Genomic DNA, 13,493 nt, shown 5'->3' on the forward strand with positions numbered 1-13,493 from the left:
TATGGCTACAGCTAGAAATAGTGCTGAAGCCAGGGTCGCTGGATATGAATCTGGCGCTGATATTTATTTAACCAAACCTTTTTCTAGTGCTGAGTTATTGGCTGCAATCGGTAGTCTTGCAAGAAGACTTTCTGCTCAAAAAATGACGTATCAAGCGCATCTTCATTTGCCGACAAGCACTTTGGTTGGCAAGCACGCTATAGATCTAAATAAGAATGAGCTTGCAATTCTCAAGGGATTGGCAGAAGCGCCGTCTCAAAAACTTCCTTATTACCGCTTAATTGAAATTGTTGGGGATGAAGTCAACGAGGTTTCTAAAGCGACCTTAGATGTTCGTATATCTCGCCTAAAGAAGAAGTTTACTGATGCAGGCATCTTAAATCCAGCCATCAAAGTAAATAGAGCTGAGGGCTACCAGTTAGTCCTGGAGCTAAAGCTGAAGAATTAATTTGTAAGAAATTGTAAGAATTCGTTTGGGTTTGTAAGAGTATTTATTTTTTGAATTGCTAGAGTGGCTTATCTAAAAGCATCGCATTAAAAAAGCCAGGATAGCAAATATGAAAAATATAGTTTTAGGCTTTATATTAATCCTTTTTATCTTTTTTGTTGTTGATGCCTACTCGCAGTCGTCATATTCTGCACCGGGGGATGCAACGGTGGTAGGTTATGCCTCAACAGCTGTAGGTAGTACCGCTTACGTCTCGGGCGACAACTCGATCGCAATGGGTTATGCAGCTAATGCAAGTGGAACTGGGGCAATAGCAATTGGCGCCGGGAATGATGGTGGGACGAACTTAAGTGCTCAGGCATCATCTAGTAGTTCTATTGCCTTGGGTACAAGCTCAATCGCGAGCAATGGTTCTGCAATATCTATTGGTGCGAATTCACAGGCGAGTGGGTTCGGATCAATCGCAAGTGGTGCTCGTGCACAAGCGCTCGGAGATGCATCCATGGCCTTGGGTATTAGTGCATATGCCGCACCAAATACTTCGTTGAGCCCGATGAGTGGATCGGGGGCAACAGCTGTTGGAGCCTACTCTACAGCTGCTGGAGATTGGTCAACTGCATTAGGTGTTAATGCTTTTGCTGCTGCACCTGTGACTGATCCTGCCAATAGTGCTCCGTATGCTGCGACAACAGCTATTGGAGCTATTTCTAATGCCTCAGGCTTACAGTCCACTGCACTTGGTTCGAGTGCGTTAGCAGCTGGTAGTAATTCAACTGCTGTAGGACAAGCTGCTAATGCCTCAGGTGAATCTGCCTTGGCTGTAGGACAAGCTGCTAATGCTTCTGGCCCTAATTCGTCAGCTTTAGGTACTAACTCAACGAGTTCCGGATTCGATTCTACTGCAACCGGTGTCGGATCAACATCTTCGGGGGCGATGTCAACAGCAGCTGGATATCAATCCACTGCAAGCGGAGATACCTCAACGGCAACAGGAGCTTCTTCAAAAGCTTATGGAGCAAACTCAACAGCCTCCGGAGCATATTCAAGGGCGGGTGTATTCGGAGGGGGTGGGGATAATTCGACTGCAACAGGCGCAAATTCATCTGCCCAAGGTGTGAATTCGACTGCAACAGGTCAAGGAGCAATAGCAGGTAAGTTTATTAATGGTACGTTGGTAGGGAATTATTCAACTGCAACTGGAGACAGCGCACAGGCTATTGGAAATTATTCTACTGCAACTGGCCAGGGTTCAGCGGCTTATAGTACTAACTCCATAGCATTAGGTGCTAATGCTACAGCAGGCACCTCGGCAACGGGTTCGTCGCCCGCTGGAGGTAATAATGCAATCGCAATTGGCGCAAATTCAAGTGCCACAGGTACTAATTCAGTGGCGATTGGTTATGGAGTTACATCAAGTGGTAATGATGCAATCGTTATTGGTAATTCATCTTCTGCAACCACAATTGGAGGGGTGCTAACAGTTCAAGGGTCTGCATTAGTTGGAGCGACTATGTATACCAGGGGAATTAGTAATATTGGCAGCATTACCAGTTCTGGGACTATTCAAACTACTGGGGAAGTGCAGGCTGGTACTTTGACCACTACTGGCAATACTACCGTTGGTTCTGCGGCAAACTCGACTGTTACTGTTGGCAACCAAGCGAGCGGGGTGGGCACCTCAACTGTTAGCTTTAACAACAATAAATTACAGAATGTTGCTGCTGCAACCGCCTTAACTGATGCCGTTAATTTGGGTCAGGTGAATCAGTTGATTGCCAATTCTGGAGGCGCATCACCTGCACTTCAGAATCAAGTTAACGGAATTCAAAATCAGATTAATGGCATTCAGTCTCAAGTAAATCAAAACAATCTAATTGCTCAGCGTGGTATTGCTGGTGCCAGTGCGATTGCTGGCATTCCCGCCATTGAATCGGGTAAGAATTTTAGCGTTGGTGTTGGTGTGGGTAACTATGTGAGTGCAAGCGCCATTTCAGTTGGAGCACAAGCAAGGCTGACCCAGTCTACTGTATTAAAGATTGCAGCTGGAACCACATCATTTGGTGGTGTTGTTACTAGTGCTGGCTTAGGGATCAGTTTTTAAACATGAAGATCATTATTAAGCTTTCATTGGTGGTAGGCTGTCTATTGACATCAGCTGCATTTGCTCAAAATAGTCAAGCTCAGCAAAAGGCCCAAATGCAGTTCATTGCGACATTTGAGGCGGGGCAATCGGGCGCGGGAATCTATAAGCTCTATGACCAATCTGACGATGTAATATGTTATGTTCTGATGCCCGAAACTGCATCTAGAAAGCAAGTCGATGGGAAATGGGTTTATGAATCTAACTCACTAGGCTCTTTAAGCTGCGTGAAGGCTAATTCCACCGCAAAATCTGCAGTTAAAAAATAGCCAAATTATCCAGAACCAAAGTCTGCTTTGGGTCGGACTCTGCCGATTAGACTTGGATAGGGTGATGGCCTGCTTTGGATTTAAAAGCCGCCCGATGTATTCTTTGCGCGTCCAACATTGAGTGTGAGTCTGAAGGAAAGGGCTAACTCTTACTGCCAATTTAAATGCACTAAAGAAAAGGGAATGCTTGCATAAAAAAGTGCTCTAAATCTGCATAATAGAACTAGTAGCAAACCAATAGAAACAAGGGGTTACGAGCCCCTGAGCGCCAATTCTATTATGCAAATTACTACTTGTAAGTCATTGATTCATATAGATAAAGTGTCACTCAACTACATTGGCTACGAACCAAGGGGTCGTGGGTTCAATTCCTGCCAGCCGCACCACCTCACACAGGGGCCTAGTTGAAAAACTGGGCCCTTTTTAATTTTCAGTGATTTCAAGTTCATTTCATGTAGATCCCTTATAGTTTGAATATGAGCGTTGTAGCCCCCATTTCCGCGGTAGAGCCCCCAGTTGCCATTTGGTCAGAGACTGATGCTAGTAATGCCAAAATTTCCTTGAGGGGTAAGGTAAATGTCTACTCTCTGGGTGGCGTTTGGACGCAAATTCGGAATGCTCAGGATGCTTGGCTGGGGTTAGGACAACAAAACCAGTCCTTAGTATTTGATGCTTCTGAGGTTTCTTCTTTGGATGGCGCTGGCATTGCTTTTCTGATTGGTGTCGAAGAGGCACAACAAAAAGCTGGTGGCAAATTTGAACTTGTGGGTTTGGATGCGCGTTACCAGCCACTCTTAAAAGAATTCGATCCGATCTCCAATTTATTTCCAGTTCCAGCAGCAAAGCCACAGAGAAGTTTTGTGGTGAGCACCGGAATGGCTGCAGAAAACTTCATTGATGATGCGCGTGGTCTCGTTACCTTTACTGGGCATTTAGCTGCAGACTTAGTCTGGTCGATTCGAAACATAAAACAAGTACGTTGGGGTGATTTTGTTAATGCCGCAGTAGAGGCGGGCATTGCAGCTTTGCCAATTGTTGGTTTGGTCGCATTTCTAATTGGCGTCATTTTATCTTTTCAAGCGGCCATCGGTATGAAGCAATTTGGCGCTGAATCATATGTGGGACCGCTAGCGGCATTGGGCATCGTACGAGAAATGGGTCCTTTGATTACTGCCATTTTGCTGGCGGGTCGTTCATCGGCTGCATTTGCTGCAGAGATTGGGACGATGACGGTGAACAGTGAAGTTGATGCGCTGGTAAGCGGCGGCTTAAGTCCTATTCGTTTCTTGGTCGTGCCTAGGGTGCTTGCGGGTATTTTGGTGATGCCTATTTTAACTTTGTATGCCGACATCATTAGCATCATTGCCTCCATGTTTACGATGTTGGCGTACGGTATTCCATTTATTAATTTTTATAATGGCATGTTAGCAGCGGTGGATATTGAAGATATCGCATCCGGTTTGATCAAAGCGACTTTATTTGGCGTTGTCGTTTCTGCTGTAGGCTGTCTGCGCGGTATGCAGACTGGGACAGGTGCGGCAGCAGTAGGTATCTCTGCGACGCGCGCTGTCGTCAGCAGCATTGTCATGATTGTATTGGTCGATGGCGTTTTCGCCTTCATTTCCTACAAGACAGGTTTCTGATGAGTGCGACAGCTAATAATTCTACTTGCGCGATCGATGTCCAGAACCTTACTGTAGGCTATGGCTCTAATGTACTTATGCGGGATCTTAATTTTACGGTCAACAATGGCGAAATTTTTGTGATTTTAGGTGGCTCTGGTTGCGGTAAGTCTAGTCTTTTGAAGAATCTATTTGGCTTGTATCAGCCTTTGTCTGGTGACGTTCTGATTGAGGGGCAAAATATCACTGCTGCCCAAGGCGCTGAGCGTCAAAAAATTATGACTAGTTTTGGGGTGATGTATCAGCAGGGCGCCTTATTTGGATCCATGAACTTGCTGGAAAACGTGACCTTATTCATGCAGGAATATACCGAACTTACGCAAAGTCAAATGGAGTTGTTGGCGCGCTGCAAATTAGACTTGGTTGGCTTGCTTCCATATGAGTCATACATGCCCAGCGAGATCAGTGGCGGCATGCAAAAGCGCGCTGCGATTGCTAGGGCGATGGCGCTTGACCCCAAGATCTTATTTTTGGATGAACCATCGGCCGGTCTGGATCCAATTACTTCCGCTGACCTAGATCAAACCATCCTGGACTTGTCTAAAAATTTAGGCATTACCTTTGTGATTGTGTCGCATGAGTTGGCTAGCATTTATGCCATCGCCGATAAAGTCATCATGTTAGACAAGGGCGCCAAAGGCATTATTGCCGAGGGCGATCCAAAAGTATTGCGAGATACCTGTACCGACCCTAGAGTGCATCAATTCTTTAATCGTATTATGAGCAAGGACGCAGCATGAGTAAGAACTCGAATCCCAATTATTTCCGTCTCGGTTTATTTGTGCTCGCTGCAATTGGGGTATTGGTTGCGGTGGTCTTGATTTTCGGATCAGGCCAACTGTTTAAAAAATCATTTGTGATAGAGACCTATATTAAGCAGTCCGTTACAGGTCTTGATACTGGCGCTGCAGTGAGATTTAGAGGCGTTAAGATTGGTCAAGTGACTTTGATTGCTTTGTCCGGTGATATCTATGAAAAAAATATACCCTTTCCCGAGAGGCGCCAGTACGTTGTAGTACGCATGCAGATTTTTGGTGAAACAGTCAACGAAGATTTAATTAAAGACTTCGTTAAAAACAACTTGCGCGCTCAAGTCAAATCTCAAGGGATTACGGGCGTCAATTACATCGAATTTAATTTCACCCCCAATGCTAATGCTTACACGCCACTGCCCTATGAGTGGAAGCCTGATTACCCGATTATTCCTTCCTTACCCAATCAGGCGGATCAAATTATTGGGGGCATTCAGAAGTTGATTGATGGGATGAATGAGCTCAACATCGATGGCACGCAGAAAAAATTTGATGCCTTGTTGAATAACTTAAATCTATTGATGGCTGGCAATGGTAAAGATAATGAGGGGATCATTCAATCTGTGAAGGATTTGAATGTCTTATTAGCGCGGATTGCTAAGGTTACCGATAAAGATGAGTTGAATGTACTGATGCGTGAGTTGGTTGGTACTGTTGTGTCTTTACGTCAGACTATTGCCGGAATTCAAGGGGACTCAGCAGTCACTATTGAAAATCTCAAGCAAACCAGCGAGCAATTAAATGAACTCACTCGCATTGCTAGCCAGTCTCCAGCAAGCCTAATCTGGAGCGAGCCACCACCTCGCATCACCTTGCCGATGAATGGGGTTCAAAAATGAGAGTCAAAGTGATGCTTCGATCGACGCCGTTGAAATTCTTTATTTGCGGAATGCTGGTTGCTATTCTGGCGGCCTGCTCCTTGCCCAAGCAGCCAGCAGTTCAAGCCACGAGTTGGATGATTCAGCCCGAGCGAACTGGATTGCCTTACAAGCCTAGAACAGAGATTTGGTTAAAAATTGGATCTGTATCTGTGGCGCCGCCTTCTGATGGTAAGTCGATGGTCTACCGCTTAGGTGACCAACGCTATGAGAAAGACTTCTACAACATCTATTCGACTATTCCTAGTGAGATGATTGGCAATGCGACGCGTCAGTGGATAAATAATGCCAATATCTTTTCGGCAGCTGTTGGTCAAAGCAACAGCTTTTTCCCGTTTTACACCTTACAGGCGACTGTAGAGGAGTTTTACGGAGATTACCGCGTCCGTCCTGAGGCTGTTGTGACTCTGGAATTTTTCTTAACCGTAACCAATAGTGGCAAAACCAATCCGATCATCGGCACCAATCGCTACACCAAGCGTATTGCGCTGAAAGACAACACACCCGGAGCATTGGCGGCTGGACAACAACAAGCTCTGGCAGAAATTCTTCAGCAGTATGAGGTAGAGCTGTACAAATATGCAGGCAATTTACCAAAACCTATAGGACAGTAATCTTATGAACAGATTGACGCTTCGCACGCTCATGACTTGTGTGCTACAGACTTCTATCTTTACCTTGAGTGCAGTCATTAGCCTTTCCGCCTCTGCACAAAGTTTTCCGACTAAGCCAATTCGGCTGATCGTTCCCTTTGCACCGGGTGGCAGTACTGACATCATTGCGCGGGCAGTCGGTGATGCGCTGGGTCGCCAGTTAGGTCAACCAGTGATAGTTGAGAATAAAGCTGGTGGCGGTGGCTCTGTGGGTGCCTTAGAGGTTATGCGTGCGCCGAAAGATGGTTACACCATTGGCATGGCAACGGTATCAACCACAGCCGCTAATCCAGCAATTAATCCGAAGATTGGTTACGACCCCATTAAGGATTTCACGGCAATTACGAATATTGCCGCAACACCAAATATTATTGCAGTCAACCCATCTTTCCCTGCTAAAGATTTCAAAACCTTCATGGCAGTGTTAAAGGCTAATCCTGGTAAGTACTCTTATTCAAGCTCCGGCACAGGCGGCATTGGGCATTTACAAACAGAGTTATTTAAAAGTCTTGCAGGTGTATTTATTGTGCACATTCCCTATCGTGGCGCTGGTCCGGCTTTAGCTGACACCGTTGGTGGTCAGGTATCTATGATCTTTGATAACCTGCCATCTTCTTTGCCATTTATTAAGGATGGGAAGTTAATCCCGATTGTGATTGCCGCTCCAAAACGTTTGGCGCAATTGCCCAATGTCCCGACTTTTGCGGAGGTTGGTTTAGTGCCTGTCAATCGTATGGCTTACTATGGTTTTTTAGGGCCCGCTGGTATGCCCAAGGAGATCGTCGATAAATACTATGCAGCTGTTCAAAAGGCGGTTGCAGAACCGGCCGTGCTTAAGCGGATTGAAGAAACGGGTTCCATTATTAATGTGAATGGTCCCGAGGCCTTCTCAAAAGAGATTAAAGCTGAATATGCAGTTTATAAAGAGGTTGTGGCCAAGCAGAAATTACAGCTAGATTAACTACGTGGACTTTTAAGTAACTGCATTCTGACAAGATTGATTGAATAACATTAGTGGGGATAAGATGGATTTAGGTATTAAGGGCAAAGTGGCATTGGTGTTGGCATCTAGTCGTGGCTTAGGTCAAGCAATGGCTGTTTCCTTGGCGCGCGAAGGTGTCAAGGTTGCTGTTACTGGCCGCAACCCCGAGGGCTTAAAGAAATCCGTCGAGATGATTGAGGCCGTGGGCGGCAAAGCCTTGGCGCTATCTTGGGACTTATCCGATTTATCCGTGATTGATAGCCTCGTATCTCAGGTTGAAAAAGAGCTCGGGCCCATTGATATCCTGATTAACAATACTGGTGGACCTCCGCCAACTCCAGCTGCTGGTCAAGACCCTGCGCTTTGGCAAAAAAGTTTTAACGATATGGTGCTTTCCCTGATCAGCATTACTGATCGCGTGTTGCCGGGTATGCGCCAGAGAAAGTGGGGTCGTATTGTGACCAGCACCACCTCTGGAGCCATTGCCCCAATTAAGAACTTGGCGATCTCAAATACTTTGCGTGCTGCTTTATTGGCTTGGTCTAAAACCTTGGCTACTGAAGTGGCTGCTGAAGGCGTTACTGTTAATGTGATCATGCCAGGTCGCGTTGCTACTGATCGTCTACGTCAGCTAGACGAAGCGAGAGCGGGGCGTGAAAACACTAGCTACGAAGCGGTAGTTCAGGCGAGCTTGCGACAAATTCCTATGGCTCGTTATGGTGACCCTAAAGAGTACGGCGATACTGCGGCATTTCTATGTAGTCAAAATGCCTCATTTATTACTGGTACCGTCACTAGAGTAGATGGCGGCCAGGTTCAGGCGGTTTGATAGGAACACTCTCTAACCTCTTGCGAGGTTTGCGGCGGGATTTTAGATCCAGTGAGTTGGTCTGGCTGTTTGTCGCGCTCACACTATCGGTTGCTGCTCTATCCAGCGTGAGCTTTTTGGCTGATCGGATGCAGCGGGCATTTCAGTTTGATGCCCGCCAGCTATTAGCAGCTGATTTACTGATTGCTGGCGATCGGCCCATACCAGAGCACTTCCTTGAAGAGGCGCGTGCGCGTAAACTCCAGACTGCTCAAACTGCGGTATTTCCAAGTATGGCTACTGTGGGCTCACAAAGTAAGTTGAGCTCATTAAAGGCTGTAAGTTCAGATTATCCGCTACGTGGCCAGTTGCAAATTGACTCAGAAAAACTAGTCGCTCCCATCAATAAACAGGGTGCTAAAGGCCCAAGCAAGGGAATGGTTTGGGTTGATCCTGCCATGCTCAATAGTTTGCATGCCAAGCTGGGCGATCAAATCATCTTGGGTGATCAGCGATTCACCATTCAAGCTGCATTACTGCGCGAACTAGATCGCGGCGCTGGGTTTATGAACTTCGCGCCTCGAGTGATGATGTCCCTGGATGATCTTCCTGCTACTGGGTTAATTGGCTTTGGCAGTCGCGTGACCTATCGCTTGTTATTAGCAGGATCTGATAAGGACATTGCAAGCTATCAACATTGGGTCGAAGGCTATATTGAGTCGGAGAAACTGCGAGGCTTGCGCATAGAGACTTTGGAGAATGCGCAGCCTGTGATGCGTAAAACCTTGGATAGGGCAGAGCGCTTCCTATCGTTGATTGCTTTATTAACGGCAATGGTTGCCGCTGTTGCGATTGCCTTATCTGCGCGCCGCTATGTCATTAAGCAAGCTGATGTCTGCGCAGTACTTAAATGCTTTGGTGCTAGTCAAAAAAGCATCTTAATGCGCCAAGTAAAAACATTGTTGACGCTGGCTATTGCGTCCGTCCTCCTCGGTTCCCTGATCGGCTACTGTATTCAGCAGGTCTTATTGGGTTTACTGGGCACCCTGATTTTGGCAAGCCTACCTTCTATTTCACTATGGCCTGTTTTATGGAGCGCCTGTTTTGCTTGGTTTCTGTTGATTGGTTTCGCGGGTCCGCCTTTATTTAGCTTGATCAAAGTAAGTCCGATTCGCTTAATTCGGAAAGAGTTTGAGGGCTTGTCCGTTGCGGCGTTTTGGGTAGCCGTCTTTGGTATAGCTAGTTGCGCAACTTTGATTGCGATTGCTGCTAGAGATTGGAAATTGGCTGCTTGGGTTGGTTTCAGTTTTGGAGCGGCGGTAGCAATCTTTGCCGTTTTAGCTTGGGGGGTTCTGAAGCTGTTAAGGCGCATTCGACCAAAGAGTTTTGCACTCCGCTTTGTCTTAACGATGCAAGCACGCCGCTCTGGCTTTGCCGTTATGCAAATTACGGCACTGGGTATTGCTCTGATGGCGCTTTTGATGATCCTGTTATTGCGTCAAGACTTATTAAGCACTTGGCGCAGTAATATCCCGGCTGATGCTCCGAATCGATTCATGATCAATGTGCAAGAAAATCAAAAGGAGGGCATAGCTCAAATTTTGCTAGCCACTGGCCTAGCTCATCCCGATTTCTACCCAATGGTTCGAGGGCGTTTAATTGAAATTAATGGTCGCAACATTACACCCGGCGATTATGTTGAAGATAGCGCTCGTCGCTTAGTTGATCGAGAGTTCAACTTATCCTACACACGTGAATTACCCCCTGGCAATCGCATAACAGATGGCCGATGGATTGACAGCGCTATGCCACAAATCTCACTTGAGCAAGGTATCGCTAAGACACTGAAACTCAAGCTAGGCGACCAACTTAGCTTTGAGGTTGCCGGCGAAAAAGTGACTGCACCCATTACCTCATTACGTAAGCTTGATTGGGGATCAATGCGCGTTAACTTTTTCGTGATCATGCCGCCTGATTTGCTGAAAGATATGCCGCAATCGTGGATCACTTCTTATTACCAGCGACCCGATATTCAAAGTCTAGATTTTGCTTTAACCCAAGCCTATCCAAATCTCACAGTGGTTGATGTGGCGATTTCATTGGCGCAAATACAAGAAATTCTGGATCGCTTGTCGATGGCCTTGGGCATCCTTTTTGCCTTTACGATTGCGGCAGCAGCTCTGGTTTTAATGGCGGCCATTGCGGCAACCCAAGATGAGCGTTTCAGAAGTGCTGCGCTTTTGAAAGCAGTTGGTGTGACGCAAAAAGTATTAGGAAGTATTGCGGCAGTGGAGTTAATGATCATTGGTTTGCTTGCTGGAATTCTAGGCGGTCTTGCTGCTGGCATAGCTACCTGGGCTTTGGGACACTTTGTTTTGGAGATTGAATTCAATGCCTTTACACAAGCGCTTGGTATGGGCATCGGCTTTGGGGTTTTAACCTGTGGTTTGGCTGGATTTCGGTTTTGCCAAAAAATACAAAAAGCCAGTGCAATCGAATGCTTAAGAGAAAGCATTTAAATGCAAGCGCTTAAGAGAGTCTTACAGCGGACTTAGGCAGTTCAATTAATTTTGTACCAGCAAAGCGGTCTGGCAGACTTTGGCGTGCAAGCGGGTTAGCGCGATCTAGATAGATGCTCAGTGGCCAAATGAATAAAGCCACAGTAAAGAGCATTTCAATAATTTGCCATTTTTGCAGCTGCAAAACAGCCTGTAAAAATATGCAAGGAAAAATCCAGAGCGATCCATAGACATAGCGCCAAAAGGCTTGTCGTCTATCCAGGGCGTTGCCATTTTGATTAATGATGCGCACACGCCAAGTTTGCATGGCGAGTGTTTGCCCTGATTTGGTCCAATACCAAACAAAATATGCGCCTAGAACCGCATACAGATAGAGAAAAGTGAGCCAGCTTGGCAGCGAAATACCTAACAAAATTCCTAGCGCCAGATTGGGTACCAGGAAGGTTAGGGCGATCACGCCTAGTAATACAAGTTGTTCGTAGAGAGTGCATGAAACCCGCCGCCAAAATTGGGGCGCAGGCAAAACGTTTAACTCAGCAGGCGTCATAAGCCTTATTGATTGCTTGTCGCGCTAGCACCAGCATTGCCTTCGGCAGCGCTTTCTGGGGTGCTTGGTACTAAGATAGTGGGCTTTTGTGTCAAGGGATGCTGTTGAAGAGTGGGGGAGCTTACTGCCGTTGGTTTCTTCTTGTTTTCTTCCGCCTTGGCTAGCTTCTTTTTTTCTTCATCACTCAGTTTTTGATATGCGCTCCAAGCTTCTGCTTTTTTCTCAGCAGGAAATTTCAGGCTAGCAAGATAGTTTTCACGTGCAATGCGCCGATCTCGTTGAGAAAGATTGGACCAGCTGGCCATTCTGGACTGAAGGCGTGCTTGATCTTGTTCGCTCATCTTGGGGTAGAGATTGGCAATCAATATCCACTTCTTGCGGCTTTCAGGCAGCATGTAGTCCCAGTCACTCTCGAGGGGCTCCAGAATTTTTTGTTGGGTTGGTTTAAGATTTTCCCAAGTGCCATCCGATTTCTTTTCGGGTATTCCTGTTGCCTTGCTGTGCCCGCCGCTTGCAGTTGGGCTACCAGACGATGGCCCTTGTGCAATCGCTCTAGAAGTGCCCGCACTAAGAGCAAAAAAAGTTAGCGCAACCCATGTAATTGTCGCCAGCTGCTTTAGTGTGAATGACATTCGGTATTTTGGTGTTTATTTGCTTTGGGCTGTACTTGGGCTATCGGAATCAGAAATGCCACCATTTTTGAGGAAGCCCATGAAGCCACTATCAGCGTAGGCATCTGGCGGTACATCATCCACCAAGAGCGCAGCGTCTACTTGAGCAATATCGTCAATACGGGAGTCTTCTTGCCACTGGGCAATGCCAATCAGGCCAAAGACTAGAACAATCAGCGGTGCAACCCAGCCAACAGTATCCCAAGTGGAGCGTGAGCCAAATGACCAACTTCCGGAGGTATTCGCCAATACTGACTCCCGAACGCGAACTTTTTCTGCTTTTCTGACAGAAAGTGCTTTCATGCGGGCAGCGTGGAGGCGATCTTTAATATTGGCAGGCAGGGCTTGAGAGCCTTGGCTGAGTAGAGCAGCGCTAGCCTGACCAAATTGGTCGGCTTGGGTTGGGGTTAGTAGATCTTCGGCGCGGTTCACAGGGTAATTCCTTTTAATTTCAATGCTTTAGCTAAGGCTTGGGTTGCTCTAGAACAGTGTGTTTTAACACTGCCCTCACTGCAACTCATCGCTTTGGCGGTATCGGTAATGCTGAGCTCATCCCAATAACGCATTAGGAAGGCTTCTCGTTGACGAGCAGGTAATTTTGATATTTCTGACTCTAATGCTTGTAGAAGTTGGCTTCTCTCTAGTTTATGCGCCCCATCTTGATGAATTTCACTGTCATCGGGGGCTGAAAGTGATTCTAAGGGGTCAAAATCATCATTTTCCTCTGATTTTTTGCCCATATTGGAAAAAAGCGTGACCCAAGTATTTCTGACTTTTTGACGTCTAAACCAGTCATGAACACGGTTTTGCAAGATTCTTGTGAAAACAAGGGGTAATTCAGCGGCAGGCCGGTCGCCATACTTCTCCGCTAACTTGATCATGGCGTCCTGGACAATATCCAAAGCGGCATCGTCATCTCTCACGGCATAGACAGCTTGCTTAAAAGCACGCTGTTCTACGCTGCTGAGAAAGTCGGATAGTTCTTGGGCTGACGCCATGCAGAAGATTAGACCTGAATCTGTGAGTGTTGGGCTATTTTAGGGGATTGCTATAGAATATAGGGCTTACTACCTAGAATCTCATT

Annotated in this window: 14 protein-coding genes; 10 read left to right on the forward strand and 4 right to left on the reverse strand. The window is 46.5% G+C overall.

Annotation, left to right across the window (positions count from 1 at the left end):
• From ICN46_RS08820 to ICN46_RS08865, 10 genes are all read left to right on the forward strand, one after another.
• Positions 1 to 448, forward strand: a 448-nt coding sequence (locus tag ICN46_RS08820; RefSeq protein ID WP_216207541.1) for a response regulator transcription factor, incomplete at its 5' end; no start/stop codon positions are given.
• Positions 449 to 557: 109 nt separating this feature from the next.
• Positions 558 to 2,549: a YadA family autotransporter adhesin gene (locus tag ICN46_RS08825; RefSeq protein WP_216207543.1), complete on the forward strand. Its 1,992-nt coding sequence runs from the start codon at positions 558 to 560 to the stop codon at positions 2,547 to 2,549.
• Between the two features lie 2 nt (positions 2,550 to 2,551).
• Entirely contained in the window at positions 2,552 to 2,857 is a 306-nt protein-coding gene (locus ICN46_RS08830) for a hypothetical protein (protein WP_215308776.1), read from the forward strand.
• 476 nt (positions 2,858 to 3,333) lie between these two features.
• Positions 3,334 to 4,500, forward strand: coding sequence for an ABC transporter permease (locus ICN46_RS08835; protein WP_216207546.1), 1,167 nt, complete (start codon positions 3,334 to 3,336; stop codon positions 4,498 to 4,500).
• On the forward strand, positions 4,500 to 5,279 hold the full coding sequence (locus ICN46_RS08840; protein WP_216207549.1) for an ABC transporter ATP-binding protein: 780 nt from the start codon (positions 4,500 to 4,502) through the stop codon (positions 5,277 to 5,279). The genes ICN46_RS08835 and ICN46_RS08840 overlap by 1 nt, the downstream gene beginning before the upstream one ends.
• Complete coding sequence (locus tag ICN46_RS08845; RefSeq protein ID WP_216207552.1) at positions 5,276 to 6,190, forward strand: MlaD family protein; 915 nt, start codon at positions 5,276 to 5,278, stop codon at positions 6,188 to 6,190. The genes ICN46_RS08840 and ICN46_RS08845 overlap by 4 nt, the downstream gene beginning before the upstream one ends.
• Entirely contained in the window at positions 6,187 to 6,843 is a 657-nt protein-coding gene (locus ICN46_RS08850; protein ID WP_255538815.1) for a PqiC family protein, read from the forward strand. The genes ICN46_RS08845 and ICN46_RS08850 overlap by 4 nt, the downstream gene beginning before the upstream one ends.
• A gap of 31 nt (positions 6,844 to 6,874) precedes the next feature.
• Positions 6,875 to 7,843 carry a tripartite tricarboxylate transporter substrate binding protein BugE gene (locus tag ICN46_RS08855; RefSeq protein WP_216207745.1) on the forward strand — a complete coding sequence of 323 codons (969 nt, stop codon included), beginning with the start codon at positions 6,875 to 6,877 and terminating at the stop codon, positions 7,841 to 7,843.
• A 64-nt stretch (positions 7,844 to 7,907) separates the two neighbouring features.
• Positions 7,908 to 8,693 carry an SDR family oxidoreductase gene (locus ICN46_RS08860; protein ID WP_216207748.1) on the forward strand — a complete coding sequence of 262 codons (786 nt, stop codon included), beginning with the start codon at positions 7,908 to 7,910 and terminating at the stop codon, positions 8,691 to 8,693.
• A 107-nt stretch (positions 8,694 to 8,800) separates the two neighbouring features.
• Positions 8,801 to 11,191 carry an ABC transporter permease gene (locus ICN46_RS08865; protein ID WP_370625516.1) on the forward strand — a complete coding sequence of 797 codons (2,391 nt, stop codon included), beginning with the start codon at positions 8,801 to 8,803 and terminating at the stop codon, positions 11,189 to 11,191.
• A 10-nt stretch (positions 11,192 to 11,201) separates the two neighbouring features.
• Here ICN46_RS08865 and ICN46_RS08870 read toward each other — a convergent pair whose 3' ends face one another.
• The 4 genes from ICN46_RS08870 to ICN46_RS08885 are packed head-to-tail and all read right to left on the reverse strand — an operon-like array spanning position 11,202 to position 13,407.
• Positions 11,202 to 11,738, reverse strand: coding sequence for an RDD family protein (locus ICN46_RS08870; protein ID WP_216207557.1), 537 nt, complete (start codon positions 11,736 to 11,738; stop codon positions 11,202 to 11,204).
• A 5-nt stretch (positions 11,739 to 11,743) separates the two neighbouring features.
• Positions 11,744 to 12,370: a DUF3106 domain-containing protein gene (locus ICN46_RS08875; RefSeq protein ID WP_216207560.1), complete on the reverse strand. Its 627-nt coding sequence runs from the start codon at positions 12,368 to 12,370 to the stop codon at positions 11,744 to 11,746.
• 15 nt (positions 12,371 to 12,385) lie between these two features.
• On the reverse strand, positions 12,386 to 12,841 hold the full coding sequence (locus ICN46_RS08880; protein WP_216207563.1) for a DUF3619 family protein: 456 nt from the start codon (positions 12,839 to 12,841) through the stop codon (positions 12,386 to 12,388).
• Positions 12,838 to 13,407 (reverse strand): RNA polymerase sigma factor, encoded by a 570-nt coding sequence (locus ICN46_RS08885; protein ID WP_216207568.1) that lies wholly within the window; start codon positions 13,405 to 13,407, stop codon positions 12,838 to 12,840. Before ICN46_RS08885 ends, ICN46_RS08880 begins: the two co-directional genes overlap by 4 nt.
• Between the last annotated feature and the right edge of the window lie 86 nt (positions 13,408 to 13,493).

Origin of the sequence: Polynucleobacter sp. Latsch14-2 (assembly GCF_018881925.1) — a bacterium.
Taxonomy (GTDB): Bacteria; Pseudomonadota; Gammaproteobacteria; order Burkholderiales; family Burkholderiaceae; genus Polynucleobacter.